The sequence below is a fragment of the Tolypothrix campylonemoides VB511288_2 genome, assembly GCF_045999855.1.
Taxonomy (GTDB): domain Bacteria; phylum Cyanobacteriota; class Cyanobacteriia; order Cyanobacteriales; family Nostocaceae; genus Scytonema; species Scytonema bouteillei_A.
Genome location: NZ_JBFPMW010000003.1, coordinates 523,463 through 545,247, shown reverse-complemented (window position 1 = coordinate 545,247; position 21,785 = coordinate 523,463). Strand labels below are relative to the sequence as shown.

The window sequence follows — 21,785 nt, the reverse complement described above, 5'->3', positions numbered from 1 at the left end:
AATTGCTCGAGCGTGCCGATAGCTTGTGGAATATGTACGGTCCAACGGAGACCACCATTTGGTCAGCCGTTTCTCAGGTGCAGCCCGATTCTGGCGCGGTGTCCATCGGCAGAGCGATCGCCAACACCCAATTCTACATCCTCGATGTCAATTTACAACCAGTACCAGTGGGTGTGGCTGGGGAATTGCACATTGGCGGTGATGGCTTGGCGCGGGGCTATCTCAGCCGCCCTGAATTGACAGCCGAAAAGTTCATTCCCAACCCCTTTAGCAAAAAGCCCGGTGAAAGGCTCTACAAAACTGGAGATTTAGTTCGCTACCTAAAAGATGGTAATATTGAGTATATCGGACGTATTGACCATCAGGTGAAAGTGCGCGGTTTCCGCATTGAATTAGCCGAAATTGAAGCACTCCTGAGCCAGCACCCAACTGTACAACATACCGTTGTCATAGCTAAAGACATTGCAGGGGACAAGCGCTTGGTTGCTTACTTAGTACCCCAGGCTCAGACAACACCAGCCCTTAGTGAGTTGCGCTCCTTCCTCAAACAGCAACTGCCCGAGTACATGGTGCCGTCTTATTTTATGGTGCTCGATGCCTTTCCGCTCACACCCAATGGCAAAGTTGACCGTAAAGCCCTGCCTACCCCCGACCAAACCCGAATAGAGGCCCAAGCATACGTTGCACCGCGAAACGAGGTGGAGCGAATTCTCAGCCATGTCTGGCAAGAGGTGCTGAATCTCGAAAGAGTCGGTGTAAACGACAACTTCTTTGAACTCGGCGGTCATTCACTTCTGGTCGTTCAAGTCCATAGCAAACTCAATCAAAAGTTACTTGGAAACATTAACAAAGAAATCTCAGTAGTTGACTTATTTAAATATCCAACTATAAGTACCTTGGCGCAATATCTCCGACAGGAGCAAAATGGGGCAACACCTGCAAGGCAGAAAATCAATGACCGCGCCAGCAAGCAAATAGAAGCTCTGAAACGACAACCACTGATGAAACAAAGGAAGAAGAACAATGGATAACCAGGAAACCAATGATGAAATGGAAGTGCTCGCCAGCATTGCTGGTCGTTTTCCAGGAGCCAAAAACGTTGATGAGTTTTGGCAGAATCTGCGCGACGGTGTTGAGTTCATTTCATCAGTCGGTGAACAAGAGGAGATACAGCTATGAAAACTATTGAGGAGTTTTTGTCTGACCTCTGCACATTAGATGTAAAGCTGTGGGTGGATGGCGACCGTCTGCGGTGTAGCGCCCCTGAGGGAATACTCACACCGTCTCTGCGCCTTCAGTTACAAGAGCGCAAAGTAGAAATTCTCGCGTTTTTACAAAAAGCTAGTCTGACCTCAAGTTCCGCTCTAGCGACAATTCAGCCCGTTTCGCGATCGCTCAAACTACCACTGTCCTTTGCCCAACAACGCTTGTGGTTCCTGCAGCAATTAGAGCCTGAGAGTGGCTTTTACAACATTCACGTGCAAGTCCGTTTTCAGGGGAACCTCAATGTCACTGCTCTAGAATACAGTCTCAATCACATCATCAGCCGCCACGAAGTCCTACGTACCAACTTTGTTGTAGTAGATGGGCAACCGATACAAGTTATTGCTGACAGCAAGACCATAACCCTGGCAACTGTAGACTTGCAACACTTAGAGCCAACACAGCGAGAAAGCACCTGCCGCCAATTAATCCTTGAAGAAGCCGCACAACCTTTTGACTTGACAACTGACTCACTGGTGCGGGCGAGTTTGTTCAAGCTGACAGAGACAGAACACGTTCTGCTACTGATGATGCACCATATGGTTTCAGATTGGTGGTCAATGGGGGTATTGGTAAACGAGTTAGCAGCAATCTATCAAGCTGCGTATAACAATGTACCCATCGCCCTACCAAAGTTGCCGATTCAGTATGCTGACTTTGCTGTTTGGCAGCGACAGTGGTTGCAGGGAGAGGAACTGACAAAGCAGGTGGGATACTGGAAGGAAAAACTCGCAGGTGCTCCCGCTTTGTTGGAAATGCCCACCGATAGACCGCGACCCGCTATTCAAACATATAAGGGGGCGACTGAGAAATTTAAACTTTCTCAAGAGTTATGTGAAGCGCTAACTGCCCTAAGTCAGCGACAGGGCGTGACACTGTTCATGACGCTTTTAGCAGCATTTCAAATATTGCTGTATCGCTATAGCGGTCAGACTGACATTTGTGTGGGTACACCAATAGCTAACCGCAATCGTGCCGAAACAGAGGGGTTATTCGGGTTATTCCTCAACACTCTAGTGCTGCGGGGCAATTTGTCTGGCAATCCCAGTTTTGTTGATTTCCTCTTGCAAGTGCGCTCAGTTGCCCTTGGTGCTTACGCCCATCAAGACCTGCCCTTTGAGCAGTTGGTGGAACAATTGCAGCCAGAGCGTTCTTTAAGCCACACACCACTTTTCCAAGTGATGTTTGTGCTCCACAATACACCAATGCAAGTGTTGCAACTTCCCAACTTAACGCTCTCGCCATTGGAACTTGAAAGCTCAACTGCCAAGTTTGATTTGAACCTCACCTTAAAGAACACTGCCCAAGGATTCAGTGAAAATACAGATGTTGGATTGAGCGGCTTTCTTGATTACAACACTGACTTGTTTGATGCTACTACCATTGCGCGGATGGCAGAGCACTATCTAACTCTACTCGAGGCGGTGGTTGCTAATCCCCATCAGAAGATATCAGAACTCCCACTGCTAAGCGATCGCGAACAACGCCAGATACTAGTGGAGTGGAACGATACTCAAGCAAACTACCCCAAACAATTGTGTTTGCATCAGTTGTTTGAACAACAAGTTGAAAAAACACCAGACGCTGTGGCAGTGGTGTTTGAAAATGAACAACTCACCTACACTCAGTTAAACGCCAAAGCCAATCAACTCGCACATCACCTACTCCAGTTGGGTGTCGGACCGGAAGTGTTGGTCGCCATTTGTGTCGAACGCTCAATCGAGATGTTAGTGGGACTGGTGGCAATTCTCAAAGCCGGTGGGGCCTATGTCCCCCTCGACCCCATTTACCCACCAGAGCGATTGGCGTACATCCTGGAAGACTCGGGTGCCAAAGTACTGCTCGCTCAGCAGGCGGTAGCAGAGCTTCTGCCAGAGACACACGGGCATGTTGTCTACTTAGACACAGATTGGCCAATTCACCAAAGTTCATCCAACCCCAACACTCATGTTTGCGCCGATAATTTAGCGTATGCCATTTACACGAGTGGTTCTACCGGACGACCTAAAGGAGTGCAAATTCCCCACAGGGCGGTAGTGAACTTTTTAAACTCAATGTCGGCTCAACCGGGGATAGTATCAGAAGATGTACTGGTAGCAGTGACGACCATTACCTTTGATATTGCGGCGTTGGAGTTGTTCTTACCATTGAGCAGGGGCGCACGCCTCGTTCTCACCCGCGATTTGATTGCTGATGGCGGTCAAAGCACTGCTGCCTTGGGAACATCCAGCGCTACAGTTATGCAAGGCACTCCAGCCACTTGGCGAGCCCTCATGCAAGCAGGTTTTGTGGGCAATCCCCAATTGAAAATCCTTTGTGGCGGTGAAGCTCTCGATCGCGAACTCGCAGCACAATTGCTCGAGCGTGCAGATAGTTTGTGGAATATGTACGGTCCAACGGAGACCACCATTTGGTCAGCGGTGTCTCAGGTGCAACCTGATTCTGGCGCGGTGTCCATCGGCAGAGCGATCGCCAACACCCAATTCTACATCCTGGATGCCAATTTACAACCAGTGCCAGTGGGTGTGGCTGGGGAATTGCACATTGGTGGTGATGGCTTGGCGCGGGGCTACCTCAGCCGCCCTGAGTTGACAGCCGAAAAGTTCATTCCCAACCCCTTTGGTGATGCGAGTTCTCGCTTGTACAAAACCGGAGATTTAGTCCGCTACAAGAGTAATGGTAACATTGAGTACATCGGACGAATTGACCATCAGGTAAAAGTGCGCGGTTTCCGGATTGAATTAGCCGAAATTGAGGCAATCTTAGGTCAGCACCCAACTGTAGAACAAGCCGTTGTCATAGCTAAAGACATTGCAGGGGACAAGCGCTTAGTTGCTTATCTGCTAGCCCAGAGTGAGGCAACACCAGTTGTGAGTGAGCTGCGCTCCTTCCTCAAACAACAACTGCCCGAGTACATGGTGCCATCTTATTTTGTGGTACTTGATGCCTTTCCGCTCACACCCAATGGCAAAGTTGACCGTAAAGCCCTGCCTACCCCCGACCAAACCCGAATAGAGGCCCAAGCATACGTTGCACCGCGAAACGAAGTGGAACGAATTCTCACTCATGTCTGGCAAGAGGTGCTGAATCTGGAAAAAGTCGGTGTGAACGACAACTTCTTTGAACTCGGCGGTCATTCACTTCTGGTCGTTCAAGTTCATAGCAAACTCAATCAAAAATTACTTGGCAACATTAACAAAGAAATTTCGGTAGTTGACTTATTTAAATATCCAACTATAAGTACTTTGGCGCAATATCTCGGACAGGAGCAGAATGGGGCAACACCTGCAAGACAGAAACTCAACGATCGTGCTAGCAAGCAAATAGAAGCTCTGAAACGACAACCACTGATGAAACAAAGGAAGAAGAACAATGGATAACTGGGAAACACACGAGGGAATGGATGCGATCGCGATCGTTGGCATTGCTGGTCGTTTTCCCGGAGCCAAGAACGTTAATGAGTTTTGGCAGAATCTACGCGACGGTGTTGAGTCCATTTCATTTTTTACTGATGAGGAATTAGAAGCTGCAGGCATAGACCGGGCATTATTAAATCATCAAAACTATGTCAAAGCAAATGGTTTGTTAGAAGACGTAGAGATGTTTGATGCGTCATTCTTCGGGTTTACACCCAGAGAAGCGGAAGTTATGGACCCCCAACACCGCCTGTTTCTAGAGTGTGCTTGGGAGGTTTTGGAAAATGCTGGTTATGACCCTGAAATATATGACGGTCAGATTGGTGTTTATGCGGGTGCTGGTCTAAATAGTTACTTACTCTATAACCTCATCTCAAACCGCGATAAAATCGAATCCGTAGGCACATATCAAGTTTTCATCAGTAATGATAAAGATTTTGTACCTACGCGAGTTTCCTACAAACTCAACCTCACCGGACCCAGCGTTAACGTCAGCACTGCCTGCTCTACTTCATTAGTGGCTGTTCAAATGGGGTGCCAGAGCTTGCTGAATTACCAATGTGATATGGTATTGGCTGGTGGAGTTTCTGTTGGCATAACACAAAAAACAGGTTATCTGTACCAAGAAGGCATGATTCTGTCTCCAGATGGACACTGCCGAGCCTTTGATGCCCGCTCTCAGGGAACTATTGGTGGCAACGGTGTCGGAATTGTGCTTCTCAAGCGCCTATCAGATGCCCTTGCTGATGGAGACAACATCCATGCCGTCATCAGGGGAGCGGCTATCAACAACGACGGTTCGTTAAAAGTTGGTTATACCGCCCCCAGCGTGGAAGGTCAAGCAGCCGTGATATCGGAAGCTCAGGCTATAGCTGGGATTGAAGCAGAAACAATTACTTACGTAGAAGCCCACGGAACCGGAACAGTTTTGGGAGACCCAATTGAAATCACCGCCCTAACACAAGCTTTTAGTGGCACAACCCAAAAGAAGGGCTTCTGTGCCATCGGTTCGGTGAAAACAAATATTGGACACTTAGATACAGCTGCTGGTGTAGCCGGTCTCATTAAGACAGTCATGGCACTTAAAAACAAAGCAATACCACCAAGCCTGCATTTTGAAAAGCCCAATCCCAAGATTGATTTTGCCAATAGTCCTTTCTTCGTCAATACGACTCTGCGAGAATGGAAAACCAACGGAACTAAGCGTCGGGCTGGGGTCAGTTCTTTTGGTATCGGAGGTACTAATGCCCATGTCATCCTAGAAGAAGCCCCTACTCTTAAGTCTTCTGGAGAATCCAGACCTTGGCAGCTGTTGGTTCTCTCCGCCAAAACTGATTCTGCACTCGCTCGCGCAACTGTCAATCTAGCCGAACACCTAAAAGAGCATCCCGAAGTTAACCTTGCTGATGTTGCCTACACCCAAAGCATCGGTCGCCGTGCTTTCGAGCATCGACGGATGCTGGTGTGTCAAGATATTAACGAAGCAGCGAGCGCACTGAATCCCATAGATCCAAAACAAGTTCTGACGAGCTTTATAGAACCCAAAGCCCGACCCGTGGTATTTATGTTTTCGGGGCAGGGAGCGCAGTATGTTAATATGGGTCGAGAACTTTACCAGACCGAACCGACATTTCGCGATCGGGTAGATACTTGCGCGGAACTCCTCAAGCCTCACCTGGGATTAGACCTGCGCGATGTGCTGTTCCCAAGGGAAGAACTCACCGCAGTTGCTACAGAGCAAATCAGACGGACAGCGATCGCACAACCAGCGCTCTTTGTCATTGAGTACGCCCTAGCACAATTGTGGATGGAATGGGGAGTGCGCCCTCAGGCAGCGATCGGTCATAGCATCGGTGAATACGTTGCTGCATGTTTGGCGGGTGTTTTCTCCTTGGAAGATGCCCTAGCGTTAGTTGCTGCACGGGGACATTTGATGCAACAACTGCCCGCAGGGGCAATGCTTTCGGTTCCCCTGCCAGAAAAGAAGGTGCAAACTCTCTTGGGCAAGGAACTTTCCTTAGCTGCAGTCAACGGACCCAGCTTTTGCGTGGTTGCAGGTACCTTCGAGGCTGTAGAGGCATTAGAGAAGCAGTTAGCAGAACAAGGAGTAGAGTGCCGTCGCCTGCATACCTCCCATGCCTTCCATTCAAAAATGATGGATCCCATACTTGAGTCCTTCACTGAACGGGTCAAAAAAGTCAGCTTAACACCCCCACAAATTCCATATATATCCAACGTCACGGGGACTTGGATTACTGCCGCAGAAGCAACAAATCCAGAGTATTGGGCAAAGCATTTACGCTCTACAGTACGCTTTGCCGAAGGTGTCCAACAGTTATTACATGAATCAGAGCAGATTCTGCTGGAGGTCGGTCCCGGACGCACATTAAGTACCTTAGTCAGACAGCATCCAAATAAGGCAGTTCAGCAAGTCGTGTTGACTTCCTTACGCCATCCCCAAGATCGCCAATCGGATGTTGCTTTCGTGCTGAGTACATTAGGAAAGCTTTGGCTTGCAGGCGTACAGGTGGATTGGTCGGGATTTTATGCCAGCGAGCAGCGTCATCGCCTCCCCTTGCCAACGTATCCTTTTGAGCGTCAGCGTTACTGGATTGAACCCCGAAAACAAGCAGATGTTGTCAAGACCGATGTCGAAATGTTGTCTTCAACATCCATACCAGATAAAAAGCCAATTGCTGATTGGTTTTACATTCCTTCCTGGAAACGCTCTCCGCTTAGCACCCGTAAACTAGATGAGAGACCAGTTCAGTCCAATACACTCGTGTTTATTGATGAGTGTGGCTTGGGTTCTCAACTTGTGAAAAAACTCGAACTTGAGGGACAAAATGTCATTACGGTAAAGGTAGGGTCGGAATTTATCAAGCTGAGGGACGATGTATATACCTTAAACCCCAGAGAAGAAAATAACTACAATGCCCTGCTTAATGAACTACGCACCCAAGGAAAAACGCCACAAACAATTGTTCATTTATGGAATGTCACGTCGGAGGGTGAAGCAGAATCAGGGCCCGAATCGATTGACAAATCTCAAGATTTAGGATTTTACAGTCTGCTGTTTCTAGCACAAGCTCTCGGGCAACAGACTGTCAGTGAGAAGCTACGAATTGCTGTTGTTTCCAACAATATGCAGGAAGTTACGGGCGTTGAGGCGCTGTGTCCGGAGAAAGCAACTCTACTTGGACCGGTTAAGGTGATAGCGCAAGAATACCCAAATATAAGCTGTTGCAGTATTGATATTGCGAGCGCTCCACAAAGAAGTTGGCAAGAGGAAAAACTGATAGACCAGTTGCTGCACGAGCTACAAACTCAATTCAGTGACCGGGTTATTGCTTATCGCGGTTCTCACCGTTGGGTACAAACCTTTGAGCCAGTTCAGTTAGATAAGCCTAACGAAGCGACACCAGGGTTCAGGAAAGGAGGAGTCTATCTGATTACGGGTGGACTTGGGGGCATTGGACTTGTGCTGGCGGAATATTTGGCGACAACCGCACAGGCCAAACTCATCCTTATCGGGCGATCGGCTTTACCCCCCACAGAGGAGTGGGAACAATGGCTTGATAGTCATGAGGCTGAGGATAGCGTGAGTTTAAAGATTCGGAAAGTTCGGAAACTGGAAGAACTGGGTGCTGAAGTTTTGGCGATCGCCGCAGATGTCAGTAATCTTCAACAAATGCAAGAAGCTATTGCAAAGGCAAAGGCGCGATTTGGTCAGATTCATGGAGTGCTCCATGCCGCAGGAGTTCCAGGCGGTGGCGCAATTATAGGCAAAACTCGAGATAGTGTAGAGAAAATCCTAGCACCCAAAGTGAAAGGCACTTTAGTTCTCGATTCAATCTTTAAAGATACTCCTTTAGATTTTTTTGTTCTCACATCATCAATTACTTCAATCATCGGAGGATTTGGTCAGGTAGACTATACTAGTGCAAATGCCTTTCTTGACGCCTTTACTCACTACAAGAATTCCCAAGGTGACAATTTTACCGTATGTACTAATTGGGATACATGGCAAGAAGTAGGTATGGCAGTCAACGTCTCGCTACCCGACGTACTCCAGAAATTGCGTAATGAAATGCTGAAGCTAGCGATATTGCCCGCTGAAGGTGTAGATGCCTTTAGCCGCATTTTAGGAACTCAATTGTCCCAAGTTGTGATATGTCCCCGAGATTTGCACCTTCGGGAAGCCTGGGAAAACACTCCAAAAGATTTCTTGGAACCTTCAGAGAATACAATCTCATCAAGACCATCACATCCAAGACCCGAACTCAGTAATGCTTACGTTGCTCCTCGCAATGAACTCGAGCAAACCATTGCCAACATCTGGCAACAATTACTTGGAATTGAGCAAGTAGGCGTTTACGATAACTTCTTTGAATTAGGGGGGCATTCCTTGCTAGCGACTCAACTCATTTCTAGGATGCGTGAAACTTTCCAAGTTGAGTTACCCTTAAACAGCTTGTTTGAGGAGTCTAGTGTAGCAGGACTGGCAGAGCGCATTGATAAGATTCGTTCGATAGTACAACAAATACATGCTCTTCCCAACGATACAGCAGACAACAGAGAGGAGATAGAGTTATGAAAACTATCGAGGAATTTTTGTCTTACTTATGCAGTTTGGATATAAAACTGTGGGTTGATGGCGAACGCTTGCGGTGTAGCGCCCCCGAAGGAACATTGTCCCCATCCCTGCGCCTTCAGTTACAAGAGCGCAAAGCAGAAATCCTCGCGTTTCTGCAAAAGGCGAACCAGACCTCAAGTGCCCCTCTCCCTCCGATTTCCTCCGTTTCACGAGCAGGAAAGCTGCCTCTGTCCTTTGCCCAACAACGTTTGTGGTTCTTACAGCAGTTAGAAGTTAATAGTGGCTTTTACAACATTGCGGCGGCTGTGCGTTTTGAAGGTCGTCTCCACAACATCGCTGCCCTTGAAAGCAGTCTCAATTACATCATCAACCGCCATGAAGTTCTACGTACCAACTTTATAGGAGTAGATGGGCAACCGATACAGGCGATCGCCAACAGCAAGACTGTAGAATTAGCAGTCATAGACTTACAACAGCTACATCCCACTGAGCGAGAAAGCACTTGCCAACAGTTGAGAATCGAAGAAGTCGCGCAACCGTTTGACCTTGTAAATAACACGTTGTTGCGGGCGAGTTTGTTCAAGCTGACAGAGACAGAACATATCTTGCTACTGGTGATGCACCATATCGTATCAGATTGGTGGTCAATGAGCGTACTGGTACGCGAGCTAGCAGCAGTTTACCACGCTAAGTGCAACGATCTACCACTCGCGCTGCCAGAATTGCCGATTCAGTATGCCGATTTTGCTCATTGGCAGCAGCAATGGTTGCAGGAGGAGGTACTAACAAAGCAGCTAGTATACTGGAAAGAACAACTGGCAGGTGTTCCCGCTTTGTTGGAACTGCCTACAGACCGACCGCGACCTGCCATTCAAACTTACAGAGGGGCAATTGAAAAATTCTCACTCTCAAAAGAACTGAGCGAGACGCTGGCTGCTTTGAGTCAGAAACAAGGAGCGACGCTGTTCATGACGCTCTTGGCGGCGTTTCAATCATTGCTGTATCGCTATAGTGGGCAGACCGACATTTGTGTAGGTACGCCGATTGCCAACCGCAATCGTAACGAAATCGAGGGGTTAATTGGGTTATTTGCCAACACTTTAGTGCTGCGGAGTAATTTATCTGGTAACCCCAGTTTTAGCGATTTACTGTCGCAAGTACGAGAAGTTGCCCTTGGTGCTTATGCCCATCAGGACTTGCCCTTTGAGCAGTTGGTCGAGCAATTGCAGCCAGAGCGTTCTTTAAGCCACACGCCACTGTTCCAAGTGATGTTTACTCTGCAAGCGGCGCTATCAGAGTTGCAATTTCCTGGCTTAAAAGGAAGCCTATTACCAGCTGAAAGCTCCACAGCCAAGTTTGATTTGACTCTAGTTCTGGAGAACACAAGCGCTGGATTGATGGGGGTTGTTGAATACAACACCGACTTGTTTGATGCCACTACCATTGCGCGGATGGTAGAGCACTATCAAACTCTACTCGAGGCAGTAGTTGCTAATCCCCATCAGAAACTATCGGAACTCCCACTGCTTGGCGATCGCGAACAACACCAGATGCTAGTGGAGTGGAACGATACTCAAGCAAACTACCCCAAACAATTGTGTTTGCACTCTTTGTTTGAGCAACAAGTTCAGAAAACACCCGATGCTGTGGCAGTGGTGTTTGAAGATAAACAACTCACCTACACTCAGTTAAACGCCAAAGCCAATCAACTCGCACATCACCTACTCCAGTTGGGTGTCGGACCGGAAGTGTTGGTCGCCATTTGTGTCGAACGCTCAATCGAGATGTTAGTGGGACTGGTGGCAATTCTCAAAGCCGGTGGGGCCTATGTCCCCCTCGACCCCATTTACCCACCAGAGCGATTGGCGTACATCCTGGAAGACTCGGGTGCCAAAGTACTGCTCGCTCAGCAGGCGGTAGCAGAGCTTCTGCCAGAGACACACGGGCATGTTGTCTACTTAGACACAGATTGGCCAATTCACCAAAGTTCATCCAACCCCAACACTCATGTTTGCGCCGATAATTTAGCGTATGCCATTTACACGAGTGGTTCTACCGGACGACCTAAAGGAGTGCAAATTCCCCACAGGGCGGTAGTGAACTTTTTAAACTCAATGTCGGCTCAACCGGGGATAGTATCAGAAGATGTACTGGTAGCAGTGACAACCATTACCTTTGATATTGCGGCGTTGGAGTTGTTCTTACCATTAAGCAAAGGCGCACGGGTTGTGCTTACCTGCGATTTGATTGCCGATGGCGGTCGCAGCACTGCGGCTCTGGGAACATCCAGCGCTACAATTATGCAAGGCACTCCAGCCACTTGGCGAGCCCTCATGCAAGCAGGCTTCCTTGGCAATCCTCAATTGAAAATCCTTTGTGGTGGTGAAGCTCTCGATCGCGAACTCGCAGCACAATTGCTCGAGCGTGCCGATAGCTTGTGGAATATGTACGGTCCAACGGAGACCACCATTTGGTCAGCCGTTTCTCAGGTGCAGCCCGATTCTGGCGCGGTGTCCATCGGCAGAGCGATCGCCAACACCCAATTCTACATCCTGGATGCCAATTTACAACCAGTCCCGGTGGGTGTGGCTGGGGAATTGCACATTGGTGGTGATGGCTTGGCGCGGGGCTATCTCAGCCGCCCTGAGTTGACAGCTGAAAAGTTCATTCCCAACCCCTTTAGCAACCAGCCCGGTGAAAGGCTCTACAAAACTGGGGACTTAGTTCGCTACAAAAGCAATGGTACCATTGAATACATCGGACGCATTGACCATCAGGTGAAAGTGCGCGGTTTCCGCATTGAATTGGGTGAAATTGAAGCACTTCTAAGCCAGTACCCAACTGTACAACAAGCTGTTGTCATTGCCAAAGAGATTGGGGGCGACAAGCGCTTGGTTGGCTACCTAGTACCCCAGACTCAGACAACACCAGTCGTGAGTGAGTTGCGCTCCTTCCTCAAACAGCAACTACCCGAGTACATGGTGCCGTCTTATTTTGTGGTGCTCGATGCCTTTCCACTCACACCCAATGGCAAAGTTGACCGTAAAGCACTACCAGACCCCTCTGGACAATCTCAAGTATCGCAGGACTTCGTTGCTCCCAGAACACCCATTGAAGAAATGCTAGCCAGCATTTGGGCTTCCCTGCTGCAACTCGATCGCGTGGGTATTCATGACAACTTTTTTACCTTGGGAGGACATTCCTTACTGGCAACGCAACTGATGTCACGGGTGCAAAGTACTTTTGCAGTGGAGTTACCATTGCGTAGCTTGTTTGAGTTACCGACTGTCGCTACCCTAGCTGAGTCCATTGCCACTGCCCAGCAAAGCGAACCATCTCAACAAACTCTCCCTATCGTGAGAGTGCCACGGCAGATGGAAATGCCAGTGTCATTCGCCCAACAGCGCTTGTGGTTTCTACAGCAGTTTGAACCAGAAAGCGGCTTTTATAATATTCCAGTAGCTGTACGTTTTCAAGGTCAACTCAATATAATAGCACTGGAGCAGAGCCTCAATTACATCATCAGCCGCCACGAAGCCTTGCGAACCAACTTTGTTCGGGTAGATGGGCAACCCATGCAGGTTATTGCTAGCAGTATGCCGCTCTCACTGAGAGTAGTAGACTTGCAGCAGATGGATGCCACCGATGGCGAAATCACTTGTCAGCAATTGATAGCAGTAGACGCAGTGCGTCCGTTTGACTTAGCAACCGATTTGTTAGTGCGGGCTAGTTTGTTCCAGTTTCAACCCACAGAACACGTCCTGCTACTGGTGATGCACCACATAGTTTCGGATGCGTGGTCAATGGGCGTGCTGGTGCGTGAGTTAGCAACAGTCTACCAAGCTATTTGCAACGAGCTACCTATTGCATTGCCCGAGCTACCGATTCAGTATGCCGACTTTACCCTGTGGCAGCAGCAGTGGTTGCAGGGAGAGGTACTGGCAAAGCAGTTAGAATACTGGCAGCAACAACTTGCGGGTGCTCCATCGCTGTTGGAATTACCAACCGACCGATCGCGACCTGCAATTCAAACTTACACTGGAGCAACTGAAAGATTCTTACTCTCTCAACAACTGAGTGAGAAGCTAGTTGTCTTGAGCCAGAAGCAAGAGGTGACGCTGTTTATGACCCTCTTAGCAGCGTTTCAAACATTGCTTTACCGCTACAGCGGACAGACTGACATCTGCGTGGGTACGCCGATTGCCAACCGCAATCGCAAAGAAACCGAGGAGTTAATCGGTTTATTTGTCAACACCCTAGTGCTGCGTAGCAATTTATCTGGTAACCCCAGTTTTAGCGATTTACTATCACGAGTGCGGGAAGTTGCCCTTGGTGCTTACGCCCATCAAGACTTACCCTTTGAACAGTTAGTCGAGCAATTGCAGCCAGAGCGTTCTTTAAGCTATACACCACTATTTCAAGTGATGTTTGTGCTGCAAAATGCGCCGATGCCTGAGTTGGAACTGGCTGATTTAACCTTGGCGAGCTTGGCAATTGAAAGCTCCACAGCTAAGTTTGATTTAACTCTGTTTCTGGAGAATACAAATGCCGGATTGATGGGGGCGATCGAATACAACACTGATTTGTTTGATGCTAGTACCATTGCGCGGATGGTAGAGCACTATCAGACTTTACTAGAAGCAGTCGTTGCCAATGCGGACCAAAAGCTATCAGAACTACCACTGCTAGGAGCGAGGCAACTGCACCAGTATTTGGTGGAATGGAACAAAACCGAAGCGGTTTACCCCCAAAATGTGTGTCTGCACGCTTTGTTTGAGCAGCAAGTTGAGAGAACACCGAATGCGGAGGCACTGGTATATGAAGAGCAACGGCTCACCTACAGCGAACTGAACGCAAAAGCCAATCAATTGGCACACTATTTACTCTCATTGGGCGTGGGACCGGAAGTGTTTGTGGGGGTGTGTGTCGAGCGCTCAGTAGACATGGTGGTAGGATTGCTGGGCATACTCAAGGCGGGTGGGGCTTACGTGCCTCTAGACCCAGCATACCCGAGTGGACGCTTGAGTTACATGCTGTCGGATTCACAGGTGTCGGTGCTACTGACACAAGCGCAATTGCGCTCGCAGTTGCCCGCACACCAAGCCCGTGTGGTAGCTTTGGATACCGACTGGTCGGAGATTGCCCAATACAGCCCGGACAATTGTGCCACCTCAGTCACACCAGACAACTTAGCATACGTCATCTACACTTCTGGCTCTACAGGTAACCCCAAGGGAGTGGCCATCTGCCACCACAGCCCGGTCACCTTGGTACAATGGGCGCAAGAAGTGTTTACGCCACAGCAGTGTGCGGGGGTTCTGGCTTCTACCTCAATTTGCTTTGACCTTTCGGTGTTCGAGTTGTTTGTGCCCCTGAGTTGCGGTGGCAAGATTGTGTTAGCCCAAAATGCTTTGCATCTACCCAATTTAGCTGCATCTGATGAGGTGACCTTAATCAACACCGTACCGAGTGCGATCGCGGAATTACATCGCATCAATGGCATACCAGCCACTGTGCAAACGGTGAACTTGGCGGGTGAGGCGCTGCAAAATCAACTCGTGCAGAAGATTTACGAGCAGCAAACCATCCAACAGGTATTCAATCTCTACGGACCATCGGAAGACACCACTTACTCGACATTTGCCTTGGTAGAAAAAGGCGCAACTGGGACACCCAGCATTGGCAGAGCGATCGCCAACACGCAAGTGTATATACTTGATGCCCAGATGCAACCAGTACCAATCGGTGTGGCGGGAGAGTTGTACATTGCGGGTGAAGGTTTAGCACGGGGCTACCTCAACCGTCCGGAATTGACGGCAGAAAAATTTGTTCCCAACCCCTTTGCTGCGGATAAATCGAGTCAACGGCTTTACAGAACGGGAGATTTAGTTCGCTACCGAGCCGATGGCAACATCGAATACATCGGGCGCATCGACCATCAGGTGAAAGTGCGCGGCTTCCGCATCGAGTTGGGAGAAATTGAGGCGGTACTGAGCCAACACCCAAATGTGCGACAAGTTGTGGTCATCGCCACACAAGAGATGGTAGGGGCGACGCGGTTGGTGGCATACCTGGTGGCAAATCAGCAACCCGCACCCACAATCAGCGAGTTGCGAGCGTTCCTCAAACAAAAGTTGCCAGAATACATGGTACCAAGTGCGTTTGTAGTACTTGATGCCCTACCACTTACACCCAATGGTAAATTAGACCGCAAAGCACTACCCAAACCATCTTGGCAACCCGAACTCTCGAACCGCTTTGTTGCGCCGAGAACACCAATCGAAGAAACACTGGCAAACATTTGGGCAACGGTGTTGGGTCTTGAGTCAGTGGGAATCCATGACAACTTCTTTGAACTCGGTGGTGATTCGATTCTCAGTCTGCAAATCATTGCCAAAGCCAGTAGTGCAGGGGTGCAACTGAGTGCCAAGCAGATGTTTGAGTATCAAACGATTGCTGAGTTGGCAGCAGTCGCCGACACAACTGAGGCAATTACGGCACAACAAGGTGTGGTGAGCGGCACATTGCCACTGACACCGATTCAGCAGTGGTTCTTCCTTGAGAATTTTGCCGTATCGGCATACTGGAACCAAGCAGTACTGCTAGAAATGCCACAGGGTATACAGCCACATCTTTTAGAGCAAGTGGTGCGGGAGTTGTTAGTGCATCATGATGCCTTGCGCTTGCGTTTTGAGAAAACCGATTCTGGTTGGCAACAAATCAATGCAGGAGTTGAGGCTGCTGTACCGTTTACAGTTGTGGATTTATCTGCACTTTCACAAGCGCAACAACAAGCAGCGATTGAAGCAAAAGCCGCCGAACTCCAAGGGAGTTTAAATTTAGCAAGCGGACCACTGCTGCAAGTGGCGTGGTTCAATCTCGGCGAGGAGTTAAACTCAAGAGTGTTGGTGGTCGTTCACCACTTGGCAGTGGATGGGGTGTCATGGCGGATTTTATTAGAAGATTTGCAACTCGCCTACAGGCAACTAAGTGCGGGTAGGGCGATACAACTGCCTGCCAAAACCACATCCTTCAAAGATTGGGCGCAATTGCAGTGGGAGTACGTGCGATCGCAAAACCTGCAACGCCAGTGCGATTTTTGGCTGGTGCAATCACACCAACCAGTGGCAAACATGCCAGTTGACTCTCCAGGCGGTGCAAACACCGAAGCATCCGCACGTACAGTGTCGATGTCGCTGTCAGTTGAAGAAACCCGTGCATTACTCCAAGAAGTGCCACAAGCTTACAACACCCAAATCAACGATGTGTTGCTTGCTGCCTTGGTGCAGGTGTTAGCTCATTGGATGCAATCCACCCACGTGCTGTTCGACCTCGAAGGACACGGACGCGAAGAGATTTTGGAAAATATTAATATCTCGCGCACGGTGGGATGGTTTACCACCATCTTTCCAGTGGTATTGCATCACACCTGTGACCATCCAGGGGAGACTTTAAAGTCAATCAAAGAACAACTTCGTCGCATCCCGAATCAAGGGATAAGCTATGGCTGGTTGCGCTATCTCCTTGATGACCAAGAAACTATCGCCCAACTCTCTGCCCAAAGACCAGCCGAAATCGTCTTCAACCATTTGGGTCAATTTGACTCGGTGCTACAGACAAGTGAGATTTTCCAACTTGCCAACGAATCAACTGGTCCGAGCCGCAGTCCCCTGAATCACCGCACTCATCTGCTTGAGGTCAATAGCATTATCTTTGACTCTCAGTTGCGCGTGGATTGGACCTACAGTCAGAACTTACACCACTCCAGCACCATCGAGCGGATCGCACACGAGTTTTTGCAAGCCTTGCGCGGGTTGATAAATCATTGCTTGGCTCCTGAGGCTGGCGGTTATACTCCTACTGATTTTCCACTCGTACAACTAAATAACATTGAACTTGACAAATTGTTGAGCAATGTTTTGTATACACAAGGGATAACCAAAAATAAGAAACCGATTGCCGATCTCTATCCATTATCCTCAGTGCAGCAGGGGATGCTGTTCCATACCCTTTATACACCTTCTTCAGGGGTGTATTGCCAGCAATTTAGCTGTACTTTTATAGGAGGTCTGGATGTAGGGGCATTCATTGCCGCATGGCAGCAAGTCGTAGAACGACACGTAGTTTTGCGAACTGCTTTCACATGGGAGCACTCCGAGCAGCCGCTACAGGTGGTATTCCGGCAAGTGAAACTACCACTAGAGATTTATTCTTGGACTGGGCTAACGAGCGAACAACAGCAGCAACAATTGGTGAGTTTCATAGAACAAGATCGAAAACTTGGTTTTCAACTGTCTAAAGCACCACTGATGCGTCTGACCCTGATTCAAATGTCTGATGATGTCTACCAGTTTATCTGGAGTTATCATCACATCTTGCTAGATGGGTGGTCGCTGCCGTTGGTATTTAAGGAAGTGCTGGGCTATTATCAAGCATTGTCGGTGGGGCAAGAGTTACAACTGCCATCAAGTCGTTCTTACCGCAAGTACATTGCCTGGTTACAAAAGCAAAACTTGGAAGTTGCCGAACAATTTTGGCGGCAAACACTTCACGGCATAACAGCACCAACGCCACTCGTCGTCGATACACACTACGTATCCGAGCCACAAAGCTACAGCGAGGAAATTCTGACACTATCAAGTGAAACAACTTCCGCGCTGGTGTCGTTCGCACGACAGCATCAACTGACGTTGAACACCTTAGTACAAGCAGCTTGGGCTTTACTGCTCTCACGATACAGTGGAGAAACTGATGTGGTGTTCGGCGTAATTGTCTCGGGTCGTTCCCCAGCTATCAAAGGTGTGGAGTCGATAGTTGGACTATTTATCAATACCCTACCAATGCGGGTGGAAGTCTCTCATGAGGACACAATTCTACCAAAGCTCAAGCAGATACAAAAGCTACAGGTGGAAATGAGTGCTTACGAGTACACCCCACTGCTACAGATTCAGGGCTGGAGTGATGTGCCGAAAGGGCTGCCGTTGTTTGAAAGCATTGTGGTATTTGAGAATTATCCGGTAGATGCGGCTTTAGAGGAGCACTCACAAAACTTACAGATCGGTGATGTTCGTACCTTTGAAAGGACTAACTATCCACTCACTCTTATCGCTCAGCCCGGAGTGGAATTGTCGTTGCGCTTCATCTACGATTCTCAGCGCTTTGAGAGTGAGAGTGTCACAAGAATGATGGGGCATTTCCAAACTCTGCTACAGGGTCTAGTCGCCAATCCCAACCAAAAGCTATCAGAACTACCACTGTTAGGAGCGAGGGAACTGCACCAGTATTTGGTGGAATGGAACAAAACCGAAGCGGTTTACCCCCAAAATGTGTGTCTGCACGCTTTGTTTGAGCAGCAAGTTGAGAGAACACCGAATGCGGAGGCACTGGTATATGAAGAGCAACGGCTCACCTACAGCGAACTGAACGCAAAAGCCAATCAATTGGCACACTATTTACTCTCATTGGGCGTGGGACCGGAAGTGTTTGTGGGGGTGTGTGTCGAGCGCTCAGTAGACATGGTGGTAGGATTGCTGGGCATACTCAAGGCGGGTGGGGCTTACGTGCCTCTAGACCCAGCATACCCGAGTGGACGCTTGAGTTACATGCTGTCGGATTCACAGGTGTCGGTGCTACTGACACAAGCGCAATTGCGCTCGCAGTTGCCCGCACACCAAGCCCGTGTGGTAGCTTTGGATACCGACTGGTCGGAGATTGCCCAATACAGCCCGGACAATTGTGCCACCTCAGTCACACCAGACAACTTAGCATACGTCATCTACACTTCTGGCTCTACAGGTAACCCCAAGGGAGTGGCCATCTGCCACCACAGCCCGGTCACCTTGGTACAATGGGCGCAAGAAGTGTTTACGCCACAGCAGTGTGCGGGGGTTCTGGCTTCTACCTCAATTTGCTTTGACCTTTCGGTGTTCGAGTTGTTTGTGCCCCTGAGTTGCGGTGGCAAGATTGTGTTAGCCCAAAATGCTTTGCATCTACCCAATTTAGCTGCATCTGATGAGGTGACCTTAATCAACACCGTACCGAGTGCGATCGCGGAATTACATCGCATCAATGGCATACCAGCCACTGTGCAAACGGTGAACTTGGCGGGTGAGGCGCTGCAAAATCAACTCGTGCAGAAGATTTATCAGCTTGATAACATCCAACAGGTATTCAATCTCTACGGGCCCTCGGAAGACACCACTTACTCGACATTTGCCTTGGTGGAAAAAGGCGCAACTGAGGAACCCTCAATTGGGCGACCAATTGCCAATACACAAGTGTATATACTGGATGCTCAGATGCAACCAGTACCAATCGGTGTGGCGGGCGAGTTGTATCTCTCTGGAGAGGGTTTAGCAAGAGGCTACCTCAACCGTCCGGAGTTGACAGCAGAAAAATTTGTGTCCAATCCATTTGCCACGGACAAATCGAATCAACGCCTTTACAAAACTGGAGACCTCGCTCGATATTTACCAGATGGTAACATTGGGTACATTGGTAGGATAGACCATCAGGTGAAAGTGCGCGGCTTCCGCATCGAGTTGGGAGAAATTGAGGCGGTACTGAGCCAACACCCAAATGTGCGACAAGTTGTGGTCATCGCCACACAAGAGATGGTAGGGGCGACGCGGTTGGTGGCATACCTGGTGGCAAATCAGCAACCCGCACCCACAATCAGCGAGTTGCGAGCGTTCCTCAAACAAAAGTTGCCAGAATACATGGTACCAAGTGCGTTTGTAGTACTTGATGCCCTACCACTTACACCCAATGGTAAATTAGACCGCAAAGCACTACCCAAACCATCTTGGCAACCCGAACTCTCGAACCGCTTTGTTGCGCCGAGAACACCAATCGAAGAAACACTGGCAAACATTTGGGCATCGGTGTTGGCTGTGGAGTCGGTGGGAATCCATGACAACTTCTTTGAACTCGGTGGCGATTCGATTCTCAGTCTGCAAATCATTGCCAAAGCCAGTAATGCTGGGGTGCAACTGAGTGCCAAGCAGATGTTTGAGTATCAAACAATTGCTGAGTTGGCAGCAGTCGCCGACACAACAGGGGCAATTACGGCACAACAAGGTGTGGTGAGCGGGGTACTACCACTGACACCGATTCAGCAGTGGTTCTTCGAGAAGAATTTTGCCGTATCGGCACACTGGAACCAAGCAGTACTGCTGGAAATGCCACAGGGGATACAGCCACACCTTTTAGAGCCAGTGGTGCGGGAGTTGTTAGTGCATCATGATGCCTTGCGCTTGCGTTTTGAGAAAACCGATTCTGGTTGGCAACAAATCAATGCCCTTGTGGATGAGACGGTGCCATTTACGATGGTAGATTTATCCGCACTCCCACAAGCTCAACAAGTCGCTGCAATCGAAGCAAAAGCCGCCGAACTCCAAGCGAGTTTAGATTTAGCAAGCGGACCACTCGTGCAAGTGGCATGGTTCAATCTCGGCGAGGAGTTAAACTCAAGAGTGTTGGTGGTCGTTCACCACTTGGCAGTGGATGGGGTGTCGTGGCGGATTTTGTTGGAAGATTTGCAAGTTGCCTACGGGCAACTGAGTACTGGTAGGGCGATACAACTGCCTGCCAAAACCACATCGTTTAAAGATTGGGCACAATTGCAGTGGGAGTACGTACAATCGCAAAACCTGCAACGCCAGTACGATTTTTGGCTGGTGCAATCGCACCAGCCAGTAGCAAACATCCCAGTTGACTATCTAGGCGGTGCAAACACCGAAGCATCCGCACGTACAGTGTCGATGTCGCTGTCAGTTGAAGAAACCCGTGCATTACTCCAAGAAGTGCCACAAGCTTACAACACCCAAATCAACGATGTGTTGCTTGCTGCCTTGGTGCAGGTGTTAGCTCATTGGATGCAATCCACCCACGTGCTGTTCGACCTCGAAGGACACGGACGCGAAGAGATTTTGGAAAATATTAATATCTCGCGCACGGTGGGATGGTTTACTACTATCTTTCCGGTAGTATTACATCATACTACAGACGTTTCTGGAGAGGCGTTAAAGTCTGTTAAAGAGCAACTGCGTCGCATTCCGCAACAAGGGATAAGCTATGGCTGGTTGCGCTATCTCCTTGATGACAAAGAAACTATCGCCCAACTCTCTGCCCAAAGACCAGCCGAAATCGTCTTCAACCATTTGGGTCAATTTGACTCGGTGCTACAGACAAGTGAGATTTTCCAACTTGCCAACGAATCAACTGGTCCGAGCCGCAGTCCCCTGAATCACCGCACTCATCTGCTTGAGGTCAATAGCATTATCTTTGACTCTCAGTTGCGCGTGGATTGGACCTACAGTCAGAACTTACACCACTCCAGCACCATCGAGCGGATCGCACACGAGTTTTTGCAAGCCTTGCGCGGGTTGATAAATCATTGCTTGGCTCCTGAGGCTGGCGGTTATACTCCTACTGATTTTCCCGCAGCAGGCTTAAGCCAAACAGACCTTGACGACTTATTTGCACAACTGGAGGAGATAGAAAGCTAA

At 49.0% G+C, this 21,785-nt stretch carries 5 protein-coding genes (1 of these 5 cut by a window edge); all 5 read left to right on the top strand.

The window, feature by feature from the left end; genetic code table 11:
* Tightly spaced (each overlapping or abutting the next), the 5 genes in view from AB0756_RS11020 to AB0756_RS11000 form a layout consistent with a single transcriptional unit that may run on beyond the window.
* Positions 1-1,031, top strand: partial view of a non-ribosomal peptide synthetase gene (locus AB0756_RS11020; RefSeq protein WP_167844604.1) — the end only. 2,401 nt of this gene lie to the left of the window's left edge; 1,031 of the gene's 3,432 nt are visible here — the last part of the coding sequence; its start codon lies off the left edge, out of view; it ends in the stop codon at positions 1,029-1,031.
* Positions 1,024-1,179, top strand: a complete 156-nt coding sequence (locus tag AB0756_RS11015) for a beta-ketoacyl synthase N-terminal-like domain-containing protein (protein WP_137986076.1) — start codon at positions 1,024-1,026, stop codon at positions 1,177-1,179. Before AB0756_RS11020 ends, AB0756_RS11015 begins: the two co-directional genes overlap by 8 nt.
* Entirely contained in the window at positions 1,176-4,643 is a 3,468-nt protein-coding gene (locus AB0756_RS11010; RefSeq protein WP_408103991.1) for a non-ribosomal peptide synthetase, read from the top strand. The genes AB0756_RS11015 and AB0756_RS11010 overlap by 4 nt, the downstream gene beginning before the upstream one ends.
* Positions 4,636-9,276, top strand: coding sequence for a type I polyketide synthase (locus tag AB0756_RS11005; RefSeq protein WP_038071988.1), 4,641 nt, complete (start codon positions 4,636-4,638; stop codon positions 9,274-9,276). The genes AB0756_RS11010 and AB0756_RS11005 overlap by 8 nt, the downstream gene beginning before the upstream one ends.
* Positions 9,273-21,785 carry a non-ribosomal peptide synthase/polyketide synthase gene (locus AB0756_RS11000; protein WP_408103990.1) on the top strand — a complete coding sequence of 4,171 codons (12,513 nt, stop codon included), beginning with the start codon at positions 9,273-9,275 and terminating at the stop codon, positions 21,783-21,785. The genes AB0756_RS11005 and AB0756_RS11000 overlap by 4 nt, the downstream gene beginning before the upstream one ends.